The following is a 13,871-nucleotide window of genomic DNA, read 5'->3' as shown; positions in this document are numbered from 1 at the left end:
AAGGAGAGGATTAAATGGTAAATTATGTTCAAACTATCCGTGAAAAAGTAGGGCACATGCCGCTATTGCTACCTGGAAGTATTGTCATTATATTAAATAATAAAGGGCAAGTTTTGTTGCAAGAGAGAGCCGATGGAGACCAAAAGTATGGTTTGCCTGGTGGTCTAATGGAATTGTATGAATCTGCTGAAGAGACTGCTGTTCGTGAAGTAAAAGAAGAGACGGGTTTACATATCTATGAGAGCGAACTGAACTTGATTAATGTCCATACAGGTAAGGATTGGGTTGTTAAACTTGATAATGAAGATGTTTTCCAACCTGTTTCAATAGTCTACTATACGACTAAGTACGATGGTGAGCTCACGATCGATCATAATGAAACGAAAAGTTTAAAGTTCTTTCATCGAGATGAGTTACCGAATCATATGGTTCTAAGTCAACGAAAATATATCGAACAATTTAATGCTATGATTCAATCAGGTGAAGTAACGATTTAGTGTCACTTTCATTTACTTTTGTGTATAATATTTCGTTTTCTAAATAAATTGTTAGTCCATCTTTATCATCCCAGATAGAGTATGTACGAGCATCTTTATTTCTAATAACTGTTACTTTATACAATGCTCTTTGGAGACTATCGTGCATATGGAATGTATAATTTTGACTCGTTAAAATTTGATTTAATTGATAGATTGATTGAGGTTGAGTGATGATTAGTGTTCTGCCATAATCGATATCAATCAATTTTTCTATCACGATAAATTCCTTTGCAAACCATTTGGCATATAAGTGTCTTAAAGTCATTTTAATTTTAGATGCAGATAATATATTCATGACTTTCATCATAATATTCATAGATTTTAATAGATGCTCCTTATATTGATAATTAATAAGTGTAGTACAATATATTAAAATAATATATATTATACAATATTTTTTAAAACATTTAGTATAAAGAATGAATTATATAAGGTATATCCAGATGGTATCAGAACATAAATGCGAAAAATACCTTATGATTTATTGAGGCAACTAATTGAAAAGCGAACATCAAGTGAATATGTAAAATTATATAAATCAAGTCGAAATTAAAATACAAGCGTGTAAACAATAAAAATGTTTACACGCTTGTATTTATAATCTTTAGACTTAAATAAGTTTAAGAATTTTATTTTTCATCTTTTTTGTTTTCTTTGTCTTCGTCTTTTTTGTTGTTGTCATCACTTAAATTAGTGCCAAACTTATCGTCAACCATTTTTTTACCTTGGTCCATGTACTTGTCACCGTTTTCGTTTAAGTGGTCGCGACCTTTGTCCATTGCTTTGTCTTTTAAATTATCAAAATTCATACTATGAATTCTCCTTTCGATATTTATTATTTATTATTTAGTTCTATAAAATAACTATCACTAAATAATTAAAATTGTTCAAAGAACGGTTATATCTTTGATATTATATATATAACCGATTAATAAGTCTTTAAACATAAAATATAAAATAATCGGATATTTTTGGAAAAAGAACATGAGATGACAAGTTGTTCGTATAAATATGAATATAAAAATTTAAAAGTGAAGGTGATTAATTTTGTTAGAAAATCTTAAAGGAACAAAACATGAGTCTTTGATCAATTTAATAAAAAGTCTAGATGAAGGGCTACAGAAACAAGTTTTAAATGATATTAACGCTATTGATTTAGACAAAGTCGATAAGATGTACAAAGAAGTTTATGTAAAAAGAGATGAATACTTAGCCAATAAAAAAACAAACTATGAAAACATAAGTTTTGTCGATAAAAGTGAGCTGTCGGATCCTGAGCGTAATGAATTATATGATATTGGTATCAAAGCGATAGAAGAAGGTAAAGTTGCGCAGTTATTGATGGCTGGTGGTCAAGGGACTAGATTACAGCATCCAGGTCCAAAAGGAACATTTGAATTCGATGGGTTATCATTATTTGAGATGCAAGCAAATCAGCTAAAAGCTTTGAATAAAGAAACCGCTACCATTATTCCTTGGTATATTATGACGAGTGACATTAACCATGAAGAAACGATTGATTTTTTTGAGATTAATAATTACTTCGACTATGATAAAGGTTCAATTTATTTCTTTAAACAAGATTTGGCACCATCACTCAGTAAAGACGGATCATTGTTAATTGATGAAGACTACCATATTATGGAGACACCGAATGGAAATGGCGGTATATATCATTCATTTGATAAATCGGGTGGATTAGATCGCCTTATCGAACAAGGATATGAATATCTTTTTCTAAATAATATTGATAATGTGCTAGTTAAAGTTATGGATCCTTATTTAATAGGGTTAGCAGTAAAGAATGAAAGTGATGTGACGAGTAAAACCATTGAACCTTTACGTGGTGAAAGTGTAGGCCGACTTGTATCGATTGACGGTAAACATGAAGTCGTTGAATACACTGAATTACCAGATGGTGAGGAAAGTGAATATACGAACGCGAATTTAGGGATTCACGTATTTAAGTTATCATTTTTGAAATGTGCAAATAAATCAGATTTACCATATCATTTGGCAATTAAGAAATTAAACTTTATGCAACTAAGTGGTGAATTTTCTAAGGAAGAAGCTTTGAAATTTGAGAAATTCTATTTTGATATTTTTAGTCAAGCAACTCAATTTAGCGCGTTACGCGTAGGTCGTGATAGTGAGTTCGCACCACTAAAGAATAAGGAAGGTAAAGATAGTATCGCTACGGCAAGAAAAATGCTTGAAAATAATGGTATTTTATAGATTTTCTATGGAAATCTTATTGTAAATAATGATGAGGTGACACAATGAAAGTGAAAGAAGAAATAAACTGGGTACAAGATTTAAAGGAAGTCATTGTGTTATCATTTGGAGAAGAATTAGGGAATTCAGTTAGCCACGGTGTTGCAGCTGTTGCCTTAATCATTTCACTCCCTTATGTTGGTATAAAAACATATTTAGATGGTGGAACGACTTATGCAACGGTTGCGTCAATATTTGTAGTGAGCTTAATTTTAATGTATTTAGGATCAACTATTTATCATATTATGGCTCATAACACATTACACAAAGCTGTCATGAGAAAAATTGATCATTCGATGATATTTGTGGCGATTGCCGGAAGTTATACACCGATCGCTTTCATGGCGTTAGATGATCCTTGGAGTTATATCACGGTGATAGTTCAATGGCTTATCGCTGTGTATGGGATTGTATATAAATCAATCGTCACGAAAGGTAGTCATAAGTTAAGCTTGTTGATATATTTGACAATGGGATGGATGGCAATATTTTTAATGCCGATGATTATAATGAATACTTCGCTTATATTTGTTTTATTCATTGTGTTAGGTGGATTAGGTTATACCATCGGAGCGATTTTTTATGCTCAAAAAAAACCTTGGTTCCATTTTATATGGCATTTGTTTATTGTATTTGCGTCAATCTGTCATTTTATAGCAATTGTTTTTTATTTATAACTATATAGATAAATAACGGTAAAGATTTATTTTTCGTCTCAATCGGTTTAAATCTTTGCCGTTGTTGTATATGATTGTAATGAACCTATGTATAACGGTTTTCAATGATTTGAATCGTTATACATATGTTAGTTTGAATTATAGATTATAAAGGAGAGTATATTTTAAAATGAAAATCGTATTTTATGGTTCGGGAAATATGGCAAGTGCAATTTTTAGAGGGATGCTTGATAATAAAATTGTTAGCCCAGAGGAGATTTACTTAACGAGTAAGGATAATAAAGAACGCGTAGAAGCATTGCATGATGAGTTAAATGTTAATTACTCATATGACGATGAAGAACTATGTCGTGATACAGATTATTTAGTACTAGCATCAAAACCTCAAAATTTCCCAGATGTCGCTGATCGAATTAGACCATATTTAGAACCTAAAACTAAAATCGTTTCGATTATGGCTGGTACACAAATAAAAACGATTTCAAGAGAATTAAAATTAGATAATCCGGTGGCTAGGATTATGCCGAATACGAATGCTCAAGTTCAACATTCGGTGAATGGGATAACGTATTCAAGTAATTTTACAGCAAAAGACGAACTCATTGAAATTATGGAATCATTTGGAAAAGCGGTTGAAATTGAAGAAATTGAAATGCATGCCATTACAGCAGCGACTGGTTCTGGATCTGCATTTTTATATTACATTTATGAAAAGTATGCGGAATGTGTTATGGAACTTGGTTTTACTGAGGAACAAGCAATGTTTTTAACACGTAATTTAGTGATTGGTACTGGAAAGATGATATCTGATAGCGATGAATCATTTAGTGAATTACGTCGTAAAATCACATCAAAGCAAGGAACAACAGAAGCTGGCCTTTTAGCACTTGATGAAACAAATATTAAAGAAAATTTAATGGCAACATTGCAAGCGGCACATGACCGTTCAGAAGAATTGGCGAAAGAATAGGTGGAATAAAGTTGGTACAATCTAAAGAACGTAAAATAACAAAAAAACATGATATGATTATTTATATGATGATTGCTATATTAGCACTTGTAAATTTTTATAGTGCTTACTATTTCGTCGTTGAGCTCGGAAGAGTTCAATGGATGGGGTATATCTCTTGCTTATTAGGCTTTATACTATTATATATACTATATAAGCTATATAAATATAATGAACAAACAAATGCTAAAAAGTTAAGTGATCCGTATAGAAAATAATAAATGAGGTGACATATAGTGGAATGGAAAGGCAGAGAACAGAGTGGGAACTTTGAAGACCGTCGTGGCTCAAGTTCGGGTAGACCATCAATGGGTGGTAAAACGATGCTTGGTGGTGGTTTAGGAGGAATCGGATTAATTTTAGTCATTGCCTATGTGTTATTTACTGGAGATACGAGTATGATTGATGACATGATGGGTGGTGGACAGTCTTCATCTGGAAATAATCAAGTGACTCATGATGGAAGTAATTCTGAGAATCTTTCAGAACAAGATAAAGAGCGTGAAGAATTTCTCAGAGTCGTATTAAATGATACAGAAGTCATTTGGAGTGATATTTTTAAGCAAAACAATGAACAATATGACCCAACCACTTTAGTTCTTTACACAAATAATGTTGCCTCAGGTTGTGGTAATGCAAGTAGTCAAATGGGCCCATTTTATTGTCCTGCTGATGAGAAGATATATATTGATACATCCTTTATGGATCAGTTGAGTGACCAATTCGGTGCAAAAGGCGATTTTGCTATGGCCTATGTATTAGCTCATGAAGTAGGGCACCATATACAGAGGTTAACGGGTTATACAGATGCGGTTCATGGTAAACGTAATTCATTGCCTGAAAAAGAGTATAATAAGTACTCGGTCGCATTGGAACTTCAAGCAGATTTTTACGCAGGCATATACGCACATTATTCTGATGAAAAATTGGGTGTTGTCGAAGAGGGAGACATTGAAGAAGCGATGAATGCAGCGCATGCCGTTGGTGATGATACGATTCAAGAGAAGCATATGGGTGAAGCAGATCCTGACAGTTTTACACATGGTACTTCTGAACAACGTATGAAGTGGTTTATGAAAGGTTATAAAACAGGTGATATATCACAAGGTGATGTATTTAAAGCGCACGACTTGAAATTATAAATATTAGCACATACCGCTGTTTTCAGCGGTATGTGCTTTATTATTATGAAGCATATCCATAGCATAGAGCGATATATAGGAGTAGAATGTTTCTTATAATCTTATAAGGAGTTTTAGTGATGAGCGATAAACGACGGCGATTAATTGTCTCTATATTATTAGTCAGTGCATTTGTAGCGATATTAAATCAAACATTACTGAATGTAGCTTTACCTGAGATTATGGAAAGCTTAGGTGTAAATGCAACAAAAGCGCAATGGTTGATGACGGGATTTATGTTGGTAAATGGAATTATGATACCGACAACTGCATTTTTAATGGATAAATTCTCCACGAGGTTTCTTTTTGTTTTTGCTATGGGTATGTTTTCGGTTGGAACGATTATTGCAGCATTTGCTCCAGTTTTCGAGGTTTTACTTTTGGCGCGAATTATTCAGGCGATGGGTGCGGGTATTATTATGCCGTTAATGCAGTATGTATTGTTTAGCGTCTATCCTCCTGAGAGGAGGGGGAGTGCTATGGGGCTTGCTGGTCTAGTCATTAGTTTTGCGCCAGCAATTGGACCTTCAATGGCTGGCTTTTTGGTCGATGAGTATACATGGAGGTCTCCGTTTTACATTATTATACCTATTTCATTAACCTCCTTAGTGTTTGGTTACTTGAAGCTCGAAGATGTTAGCGATAAAGATGAAGTTTATCTTGATATACTAAGTATTATAATGAGTACGATTGGCTTTGGAAGTATTCTCTATGGGTTTAGTATGGCAGGAACCCTAGGGATACAATCTGTAACAGTAATTATTTCAATTTTATTAGGTGTTATTGTATTGGCGTTATTCTTTATTAGACAATTAAAATTGGAACATCCCTTTTTAAATGTGAGAGTTTTAAAGTATCCTCTATTCTTTATTACAACGCTTGCTGGAATGATCTGTATGATGAGTATGATCGGTCCACAGCTTTTACTTCCTATGTATATACAAGATATCCGGGGATATAGTGCGTTACATTCGGGATTGGTATTATTACCTGGAGCAATTTTGATGGGCTTAATGTCTGTCGTCACTGGTCGATTATATGATAAATATGGTGCAAAGTGGTTATCGTTGATCGGATTTTCTTTGATCGTCTTAACTTCTATTATGCTTGGAATGTTATCAGAATCGACAAGTTATTATTACGTCATGGTAATGTATACAGTCCGTGCATTTGCAGTTGCTATGGTAAACATGCCAATTGCTACAGCAGGGCTAAATAGTTTACCTAGAGTATTAATTAGTCACGGAACTGCTGTTGCGAATGCGCTTCGTACGGTAGCTGGTTCAATTGGTACTGCGTTATTGGTGACCATTATGTCACTTGTAGCATTAAATGAGCAACAAGCTGGCACTCATATGAAACATTCTATGATTGTAGGAATTGATTATGCATTTTATACGGCAGCAATTATTGCCTTTATCGGTTTGGTTCTATCTTGGTTCATCAAAAATGAAAAGCCAAATTTAAATTAACAAATGGTTATGAAACTGTTATGCTAGAACATAATATAATGAATGAGTAGGAGGCAACGTAGATGTTAACCGTTGAAGAAATTAAAGAGATTGTAAACGAAATAGAAGATCCTATTTTGCAACAACCACTTAAAGAGACTGATGGAATTAAAGAAGTAAAGGTGAATGAAGAAAGGCAAAGTGCGAGTGTTAAAGTTGCAATCAGTAAACTTGGTGGACAAGAACAATTAGATTTGCAAATGGCTATCGTAAAAGCATTAAAAGAACAAGGTGTCAAAACAGTTGGTTTAAGGTTTGAAGAGTTAGATCCAGAAACAATCGAAAAGTTCAGAGGGAATGGATCTGTATCTGAGTTTGAAAATCTTATCACAAACAACGGAGAACAAGATGTGAAATTTATCGCTGTTGCTAGTGGTAAAGGTGGAGTAGGTAAATCAACAGTGACAGTTAACTTAGCTGTTCAACTGGCAAGGTTAGGTTATAAAGTCGGTGTGATTGATGCTGATATTTATGGATTTAGTGTTCCTGATATGATGGGGATTTCAGAACGACCTGATATAGATGGTGAAAAAATCATACCAGTAGAGAGGCATGGTGTGAAAGTTATTAGTATGAGTTTCTTTGTTGAAGAGAACACTCCAGTCATTTGGAGAGGACCAATGCTAGGGAACATGATTAATAACTTTTTCGTTGAAGTTGAATGGGGAGAGCTGGATTATTTACTATTAGACCTGCCACCTGGTACAGGAGATGTAGCACTGGATATCCATCAAATGTTACCAACATCTGAAGAAATTATTGTGACAACACCGCATCCAACAGCAGCATTTGTTGCTGCGCGTGCAGGGGCAATGGCAATGCATACCGATCATAATATTCTTGGTGTTATTGAAAATATGAGCTATTTCCAAAGTTCAGAGTCTCACCAAAAAGAGTATATCTTTGGAAAAGGTGGAGGTTCAAAACTTGCAACTGAGTTAAAAACGGATTTAATCGGTCAAATTCCATTAGGTCAACCGACATGGAAAGAGGAAGATTTTTCACCGTCCATTTACCAAGATAGTGATGAGATTGGACAAATTTATAAAGCTATTGCGAGACAAGTCATCGATAAAACTCAAGCAGGAGAATAGCGATGAGTTCGAAATATTTAGTTGAATTTTACTTTAAAACTTTACTTATAGGCATTATCGTCACTTTAGTTGTATGTTTATTATTTGAATATGAAACATTTACAAAATACCTCATTTCTTTTGAACTCGGAGAGTTTTTCGTATCATTCATTTGGTACATAGCGTATGGAGCTCTTATCGCGACAGTTAGCCAATTAGTATTTTTTGCATACTTATTTATCAACCCGCTTGGGTTAAGCATTTTTAAAAGCTTTTGGAAAGTCATTCAGATATTTATCATTATTGTTGCGATAGTAGATATGGTTTATTTAAGATTGTTAAGGTTTGATATGGATACGACTCAAATTGCAACATTTATTTGGGTGCCGATACTAATTATCATCACAGCGATAATCGTTTCTTATTTCAAAAATAAGCAGTCTGAGACGAATGTCATTGTACCAGCTTTATTCTTTATGATAGTAATGACAATTGTCGCGTTGATTCCATTTTTAAAAGTTGATGATACGAGATGGTTGATGAGGTCAATTTTTGCAATATTGGCTTGTAATGCATTTCAGTTATTAGTTCTACCATCATATATTAAAAAATCAGAACAGCGCTTGAAAGCAAGATCTCAAACAAAAAAAGAGTTTCGGAAAAAAAGCAATCCCGATAATAAAAATAGCGATAAAACTTGATGATTATCAAGTTTTATCGCTATTTCTTTATTTGTATTAAAGATTTTACTAACTGCGGTAGCCAGTTTCCTTACATTTACGGCTATTAACGCAAGACCTATCTCTCTCCTTACTCTGGATTTGTCATGCACATTCATTGTTACAATAGATAAAAATTTTTTTATGGATCGAAAAATATCTGATGATGTGTCATATCGAGTTGAACAACTCAAATTATTCATTCGAACGACAAAACTAAGGAAAATTTAACTGATTTCTCATCTAGATATCCGTAATTTCTTTTCTGAATCAGGTTATAAAAGTTTACTAATTATAATTTTTAGGGTTTACTAAATGTTATAATTAGGGTATACTAAAAACAGTGTTTAGGTTATTCTAATATGCAGTTAGAAAAATACAAAATTACGGAGGAAATTTTTTATGAAAAAGAAAATATATTTATCGATTGGAGTAGCTTTAATGGCTTTAATATTTGCTGCCTGTAGTTCCAATACAGAAGCAGGAAAGGATAAGAATAAGCCAGAACTCGTTGTGACAACCACATTCCTGAACGACATGGTGGCTGTACTGGAAGAAGGTGTGGAAGCATTTAATACTGAACTAATCATCCCGGCCGGGGAGGACCCGCATGTGTATGAACCAAAAGCCAGTGATTTGCGCGCGTTGAACGAGGCAGATGTGATCCTCTATCACGGATTGAATTTTGAAGGTCGCATGACAGATGTACTGAACGAAGGTGTCTCCGTAACTGAGAACTTTGATACAGGCACGCTTGAAGAGATGGGGTACGAAGAGGAGATAGTCGTCGACCCGCATTTCTGGTTTAACCTAGATTTGTATAAACAGGCATTTGAGCGTGTCAAAGATACTCTGATAGAAAATAATCCTGAAGGGGAAGAACAATATGAAAAGAACTACGAAGCATATATCGCGGAATTGAACGAACTGGATCAATATATAGAAAATCGCATACAGGAAATCCCGGCAGAATCACGTATCCTAGTGACCCCGCATGATGCGTTCGGCTATCTCTCCACCGCTTATGACATGGAAGTCCATGCACCACAAGGTATCTCGACAGACAGCGAAGTGTCCAACAATCAGATACAGAAAACGGCAGATATAATTGTCGATAATAATGTAAAAGCGATATTCGTTGAAACCACAACCAATCCGGACCGAATGAGACGTATTCAGGAAGTGGTGGCGTCTCAAGGAGGTGAAGTGGAACTCGTCGGTGAAGGGAACGAGCTGTTATCAGACTCCCTTGCAAAAGAAGGTGAAAATGGGGATACTTTCCTCAGTATGTATCGACATAATATTGACATCATCGTAGAACATCTCAAATAGGAGGCACTGAAATGAGTCGAAATGTAATAGAAGTACAGGATTTGAGCGTTGCATATAATGATGCGCCGGTTATATGGAAATTGAACCTCAGTGTTAAAGCAGGCAGCCGTACGGCTGTGGTGGGTCCCAATGGGGCAGGTAAATCGACTTTGATCAAATCCATCATGCAGCTGGTCAAGCCGCTGTCTGGAACTGTTTCTGTAGAGGGAAACACGCATAAATCCGCCTTGAAAAACGTTGCTTACGTCCCACAAAAGGGAGAGGTCAACTGGGACTACCCTACAACGGTATTCGATGTTGTATTGATGGGAAGATATGTGCATAAAGGGTGGATCAAGCGACCATCCAAGACGGATCGACAGATTGCTCATGAGGCAATGGAAATAATGAAGATGGTACCTTTTAAAGACCGGCAGATATCAGAGCTCTCCGGTGGACAGCGTCAACGAGTTTTTCTTGCCCGGGCGATTGCCCATGATGCCGATATCTATATTATGGATGAACCGTTGCAAGGGATTGACATCACTACAGAACGCTTGATTATTGAAACGATGAAAAAGTTGCAGAGTGAAGGTAAGACATTTCTGGTGGTCCACCATAATTTGGATACCGTGCCCGAGTATTTCGATAACGTCATCATTTTGAATAAAGAGGTCATCGCAGCCGGGCTGATAGATGAGGTATGGACAAAAGCACATATCGATGACGCATATTATGAAAAGAGTGTGGAACCATGGATGTCTTGACAAGTTATACATTTCTGGTCGTTGCATTTGGTACGGTTGTATTGACCGTCGCGAGTGCAATCATCGGTTCAGTGAGCGTCATAAAGGGGCAAAGCCTGATTGGTGACGCAATCGGACATGCGACTTTCCCTGGCGTCGTGCTTGCCTTCATGCTGTTCAATGTTATGGAAACATACGTATTGGTGGCGGGGGCGATACTCATGGGTGTCCTTGCTTTCTTGGTCATACAGAAGGTGACGGACAGTACAAAAATTACGATGGATAGCGCCTTGGCGATAGTGCTGTCCGGATTTTTCGGACTGGGTATGGCTCTAAAGAGTTATATCCAGGGAAACCCGAATTTCAGCGGAACCCAGGGCATTGATGATTTCATCTTTGGCCAAGCGGCTTATATGCTGAAGAGTGATATCTACTTGATCATAATAATGTCGGTCATCAGTCTTATGATATTTTTTGCTTTTTATGAACAGCTGAAGATTTTCGTGTTTGATTCCATATATGCAAGAACCATCGGTATCAACACTAAAAATATGAACATGCTAGTGCTGTTCATGACCATCGGACTGATTGCGGTAGGGTTGAAGGCAGTGGGGGCCATACTCATCGTCAACATCCTCATCGCACCGGCTGTAGTCGGGCAGCTATGGTCGAAACGCTTTGGGGTTGTGTTAGCGATTGCCGCCGCAGTCGGCGGAGCTTCAGCATTTATCGGTACTTATGTTTCGACCGCCTTTACCGGCATCGCGACAGGGCCTGCCATCATACTATCCCTCAGTGTTTTTGTTATCATTTCCATCCTATTTTCACCAAAAGGTATCGCCAGACGGCGAAGCAGGATGAAGAAGTTAGGAGGTCTCACATGATTGAAGTTCTTATGGTCTTGCTCGTGACCGCACTTTCAACGAGTCTGCTCGGTGTATTCCTCGTCCTTAAGAACAGCAGTATGACGACCGATGCCATCAGCCATACGATTTTGCTTGGTATCGTCGTCGCCTTCTTCATCACCCAGGATTTACGTTCACCGCTTTTGATCATAGGAGCGACCGTCATAGGTCTCGTCACTGTCTATCTAATCGAGGTAGTGATTTCGACACGCTTGATGAAGGTGGATGCGGCAATCGGTGTTGTATTTACCGCTTTATTTGCATTGGCTGTTATATTGGTGTCCAGATACGCGGATGATACTCATATAGATATTGATGTTGTCCTGATGGGACAGGTGTTGTTTGCACCGTTGAATCGGGTGGACATCTTGGGTATAAGTCTGCCTTACGCACTGGTACAACTCATCATCACATTAATCATCAATCTAATGTTCATCACTATTTTCTACAAAGAACTTAAACTGACCAGTTTCGATCCGGTATATGCAACAGTGGCGGGATTTAGCACATCACTGATCTATTACATCTTGATGTCGCTTGTCTCAGTGACAGCAGTGACAGCCTTTGATGCGGTCGGTTCCATCCTCGTTATCAGTTTCTTCGTTGCACCGGCCGCCACCAGCTATCTGTTGGTTAAGCGGCTCTCGCACATGATTTTCATGTCATTAGGCATCTCAGCATTCAACAGTATCGTGGGTTGTCTGATTGGGTACTATGCTAACCTTTCTATTTCAGGCAGCGTGGCCACAGTATCCACAATGGTGTTCTTCTTCGTATTCTTGACTACTTATTATGATAAAACGAAGAAAAAAAGCATATTTTAATTAAAAGCGATCACTAATATCAGGGGGTGCCACGTATGTATTCGGTGTGATTTAGACGAGGAATATAATGGGTCCTAAAAAAAGATTATGTTAAAGTCTTTTTCGACCTTGGTGGTCGCAAGGAAAAATGTCGAAATAGATGCAGAACGGCTCGGTTGAATACACCTGCTATAAAGGAAACATGCAGAGCATGTGAAATCGCTTATTCATAAGCATCGGTTATGAGGGGTGTCTCTGATGGAAACGACTCCCATGGGATTGATAGGCAGGAAAAACAAACTAATCGATTGTCGAATGTACAACAAAGAGCATTCGTCGTAATTTTAAAGGTGGTCAATGAAAAGAAGTCAATATGAATATAGGAGACTGCGCTCAGGTCCTTGGACGCTTTTGTCAGAGTGAGCAATCAAATAGACTAAGTTAAATTTAAACAATTGGCGAATCCTACGATAGATTTAACAGAAGTACTTGTAAAAGTGTAAGCCATTGGCGTTGGTGTTAATAAAAAATAATATTAGTTCAAAGTGATAAGTAGAAGAATCTTGAGAATCTTCGAATTCAAAGAACTCTGCATCAGGCATAGACTCCACACATTTGATTTACAAAATGAGCAATAACATGTACAAGTATTAATACTTCAGTTGATAATAGTAGCATTATTTTAAACATGTTAGAATATGTATAGGTATCTAGTTAGTTTGTAAATATAAAATGAGTAATGATTATATTTGATAGTGATCGTTGCTCATTTTGTTTGAGCAGAACGTTTATGTTCAAGCCGATTTTAAATATAATTATAAAATAGTGTTGACCACAATGTTAAGATTTGATATATTAATTAGGTCGCAAATTTGAGGCGAGACATTGCATTTTTAAAATATTAATTAAATGTAAATTAGGTCTTGAAGACAATGGCGATATCGTGTAAAATAATTTATGCACTCACAAAAGAGCGGTCGAAAAGAATGAACGATACAATATACGACCAAAAATAATTATAAAAAATTAAAATTAACACTTGAAAAACAATTTTGATTTCTGTATAATTAATTCTTGTGAGACAAAATAGAACATTGAAAACTAAATCAAGAAAGTCAACGTT

Annotated in this window: 15 protein-coding genes; 13 read left to right on the top strand and 2 right to left on the bottom strand. The window is 36.2% G+C overall.

Going from position 1 to position 13,871, the window contains the following annotated elements; genetic code table 11:
* Positions 1-14: 14 nt before the first annotated feature.
* The gene (locus EDD62_RS07810) at positions 15-497 is read left to right on the top strand and encodes an NUDIX hydrolase (protein WP_123808399.1); all 483 of its coding nucleotides are present in this window, start codon (positions 15-17) and stop codon (positions 495-497) included.
* Here EDD62_RS07810 and EDD62_RS07805 read toward each other — a convergent pair.
* Both EDD62_RS07805 and EDD62_RS07800 read right to left on the bottom strand, forming a co-directional pair.
* Positions 466-855 carry a VOC family protein gene (locus EDD62_RS07805; RefSeq protein ID WP_123808396.1) on the bottom strand — a complete coding sequence of 130 codons (390 nt, stop codon included), beginning with the start codon at positions 853-855 and terminating at the stop codon, positions 466-468. The genes EDD62_RS07810 and EDD62_RS07805 overlap by 32 nt on opposite strands.
* Before the next feature lie 313 nt (positions 856-1,168).
* Entirely contained in the window at positions 1,169-1,348 is a 180-nt protein-coding gene (locus EDD62_RS07800) for a hypothetical protein (RefSeq protein ID WP_077140868.1), read from the bottom strand.
* A 238-nt stretch (positions 1,349-1,586) separates the two neighbouring features.
* Here EDD62_RS07800 and EDD62_RS07795 point away from each other — a divergent pair, with 238 nt between their 5' ends.
* The 12 genes from EDD62_RS07795 to EDD62_RS07740 all read left to right on the top strand — a co-directional run bounded on the left by EDD62_RS07795 (position 1,587) and on the right by EDD62_RS07740 (position 12,769).
* Positions 1,587-2,774: a UTP--glucose-1-phosphate uridylyltransferase gene (locus EDD62_RS07795; RefSeq protein WP_249037361.1), complete on the top strand. Its 1,188-nt coding sequence runs from the start codon at positions 1,587-1,589 to the stop codon at positions 2,772-2,774.
* A 44-nt stretch (positions 2,775-2,818) separates the two neighbouring features.
* Positions 2,819-3,490, top strand: coding sequence for a PAQR family membrane homeostasis protein TrhA (gene trhA, locus EDD62_RS07790; RefSeq protein WP_123808391.1), 672 nt, complete (start codon positions 2,819-2,821; stop codon positions 3,488-3,490).
* Positions 3,491-3,659: 169 nt separating this feature from the next.
* Positions 3,660-4,460: a pyrroline-5-carboxylate reductase gene (gene proC, locus EDD62_RS07785; protein WP_123808389.1), complete on the top strand. Its 801-nt coding sequence runs from the start codon at positions 3,660-3,662 to the stop codon at positions 4,458-4,460.
* Positions 4,461-4,471: 11 nt separating this feature from the next.
* Complete coding sequence (locus EDD62_RS07780; protein WP_123808386.1) at positions 4,472-4,717, top strand: hypothetical protein; 246 nt, start codon at positions 4,472-4,474, stop codon at positions 4,715-4,717.
* A gap of 18 nt (positions 4,718-4,735) precedes the next feature.
* Positions 4,736-5,641, top strand: coding sequence for a KPN_02809 family neutral zinc metallopeptidase (gene ypfJ, locus EDD62_RS07775; RefSeq protein ID WP_123808383.1), 906 nt, complete (start codon positions 4,736-4,738; stop codon positions 5,639-5,641).
* Positions 5,642-5,760: 119 nt separating this feature from the next.
* On the top strand, positions 5,761-7,152 hold the full coding sequence (locus tag EDD62_RS07770) for an MDR family MFS transporter (RefSeq protein ID WP_170152810.1): 1,392 nt from the start codon (positions 5,761-5,763) through the stop codon (positions 7,150-7,152).
* Positions 7,153-7,214: 62 nt separating this feature from the next.
* Entirely contained in the window at positions 7,215-8,285 is a 1,071-nt protein-coding gene (locus EDD62_RS07765) for an Mrp/NBP35 family ATP-binding protein (protein WP_123808380.1), read from the top strand.
* A 2-nt stretch (positions 8,286-8,287) separates the two neighbouring features.
* Complete coding sequence (locus EDD62_RS07760) at positions 8,288-8,965, top strand: KinB-signaling pathway activation protein (RefSeq protein WP_123808377.1); 678 nt, start codon at positions 8,288-8,290, stop codon at positions 8,963-8,965.
* 420 nt (positions 8,966-9,385) lie between these two features.
* Positions 9,386-10,315 (top strand): metal ABC transporter solute-binding protein, Zn/Mn family, encoded by a 930-nt coding sequence (locus EDD62_RS07755; RefSeq protein WP_123808374.1) that lies wholly within the window; start codon positions 9,386-9,388, stop codon positions 10,313-10,315.
* An 11-nt stretch (positions 10,316-10,326) separates the two neighbouring features.
* A complete protein-coding gene (locus tag EDD62_RS07750; RefSeq protein ID WP_123808372.1) occupies positions 10,327-11,061 on the top strand; it encodes a metal ABC transporter ATP-binding protein in 735 nt (244 codons plus the stop codon).
* Complete coding sequence (locus EDD62_RS07745; RefSeq protein ID WP_123808370.1) at positions 11,049-11,924, top strand: metal ABC transporter permease; 876 nt, start codon at positions 11,049-11,051, stop codon at positions 11,922-11,924. Before EDD62_RS07750 ends, EDD62_RS07745 begins: the two co-directional genes overlap by 13 nt.
* A complete protein-coding gene (locus tag EDD62_RS07740; protein WP_123808367.1) occupies positions 11,921-12,769 on the top strand; it encodes a metal ABC transporter permease in 849 nt (282 codons plus the stop codon). The genes EDD62_RS07745 and EDD62_RS07740 overlap by 4 nt, the downstream gene beginning before the upstream one ends.
* Positions 12,770-13,871: the final 1,102 nt, after the last annotated feature.

This window comes from Abyssicoccus albus (assembly GCF_003815035.1).
Classification (GTDB): domain Bacteria; phylum Bacillota; class Bacilli; order Staphylococcales; family Abyssicoccaceae; genus Abyssicoccus; species Abyssicoccus albus.
This window is presented reverse-complemented; position numbering and strand designations above follow the sequence as displayed.

Coding starts and splice junctions, on each gene's coding strand:
- EDD62_RS07810 (WP_123808399.1), top strand. CDS start 15: ATGGTAAATTATGTTCAAACTATCCGTGAAAAAGTAGGGCACATGCCG.
- EDD62_RS07805 (WP_123808396.1), bottom strand. CDS start 855: ATGAATATTATGATGAAAGTCATGAATATATTATCTGCATCTAAAATT.
- EDD62_RS07800 (WP_077140868.1), bottom strand. CDS start 1,348: ATGAATTTTGATAATTTAAAAGACAAAGCAATGGACAAAGGTCGCGAC.
- trhA (WP_123808391.1), top strand. CDS start 2,819: ATGAAAGTGAAAGAAGAAATAAACTGGGTACAAGATTTAAAGGAAGTC.
- proC (WP_123808389.1), top strand. CDS start 3,660: ATGAAAATCGTATTTTATGGTTCGGGAAATATGGCAAGTGCAATTTTT.
- EDD62_RS07770 (WP_170152810.1), top strand. CDS start 5,761: ATGAGCGATAAACGACGGCGATTAATTGTCTCTATATTATTAGTCAGT.
- EDD62_RS07765 (WP_123808380.1), top strand. CDS start 7,215: ATGTTAACCGTTGAAGAAATTAAAGAGATTGTAAACGAAATAGAAGAT.
- EDD62_RS07760 (WP_123808377.1), top strand. CDS start 8,288: ATGAGTTCGAAATATTTAGTTGAATTTTACTTTAAAACTTTACTTATA.
- EDD62_RS07755 (WP_123808374.1), top strand. CDS start 9,386: ATGAAAAAGAAAATATATTTATCGATTGGAGTAGCTTTAATGGCTTTA.
- EDD62_RS07750 (WP_123808372.1), top strand. CDS start 10,327: ATGAGTCGAAATGTAATAGAAGTACAGGATTTGAGCGTTGCATATAAT.
- EDD62_RS07745 (WP_123808370.1), top strand. CDS start 11,049: ATGGATGTCTTGACAAGTTATACATTTCTGGTCGTTGCATTTGGTACG.
- EDD62_RS07740 (WP_123808367.1), top strand. CDS start 11,921: ATGATTGAAGTTCTTATGGTCTTGCTCGTGACCGCACTTTCAACGAGT.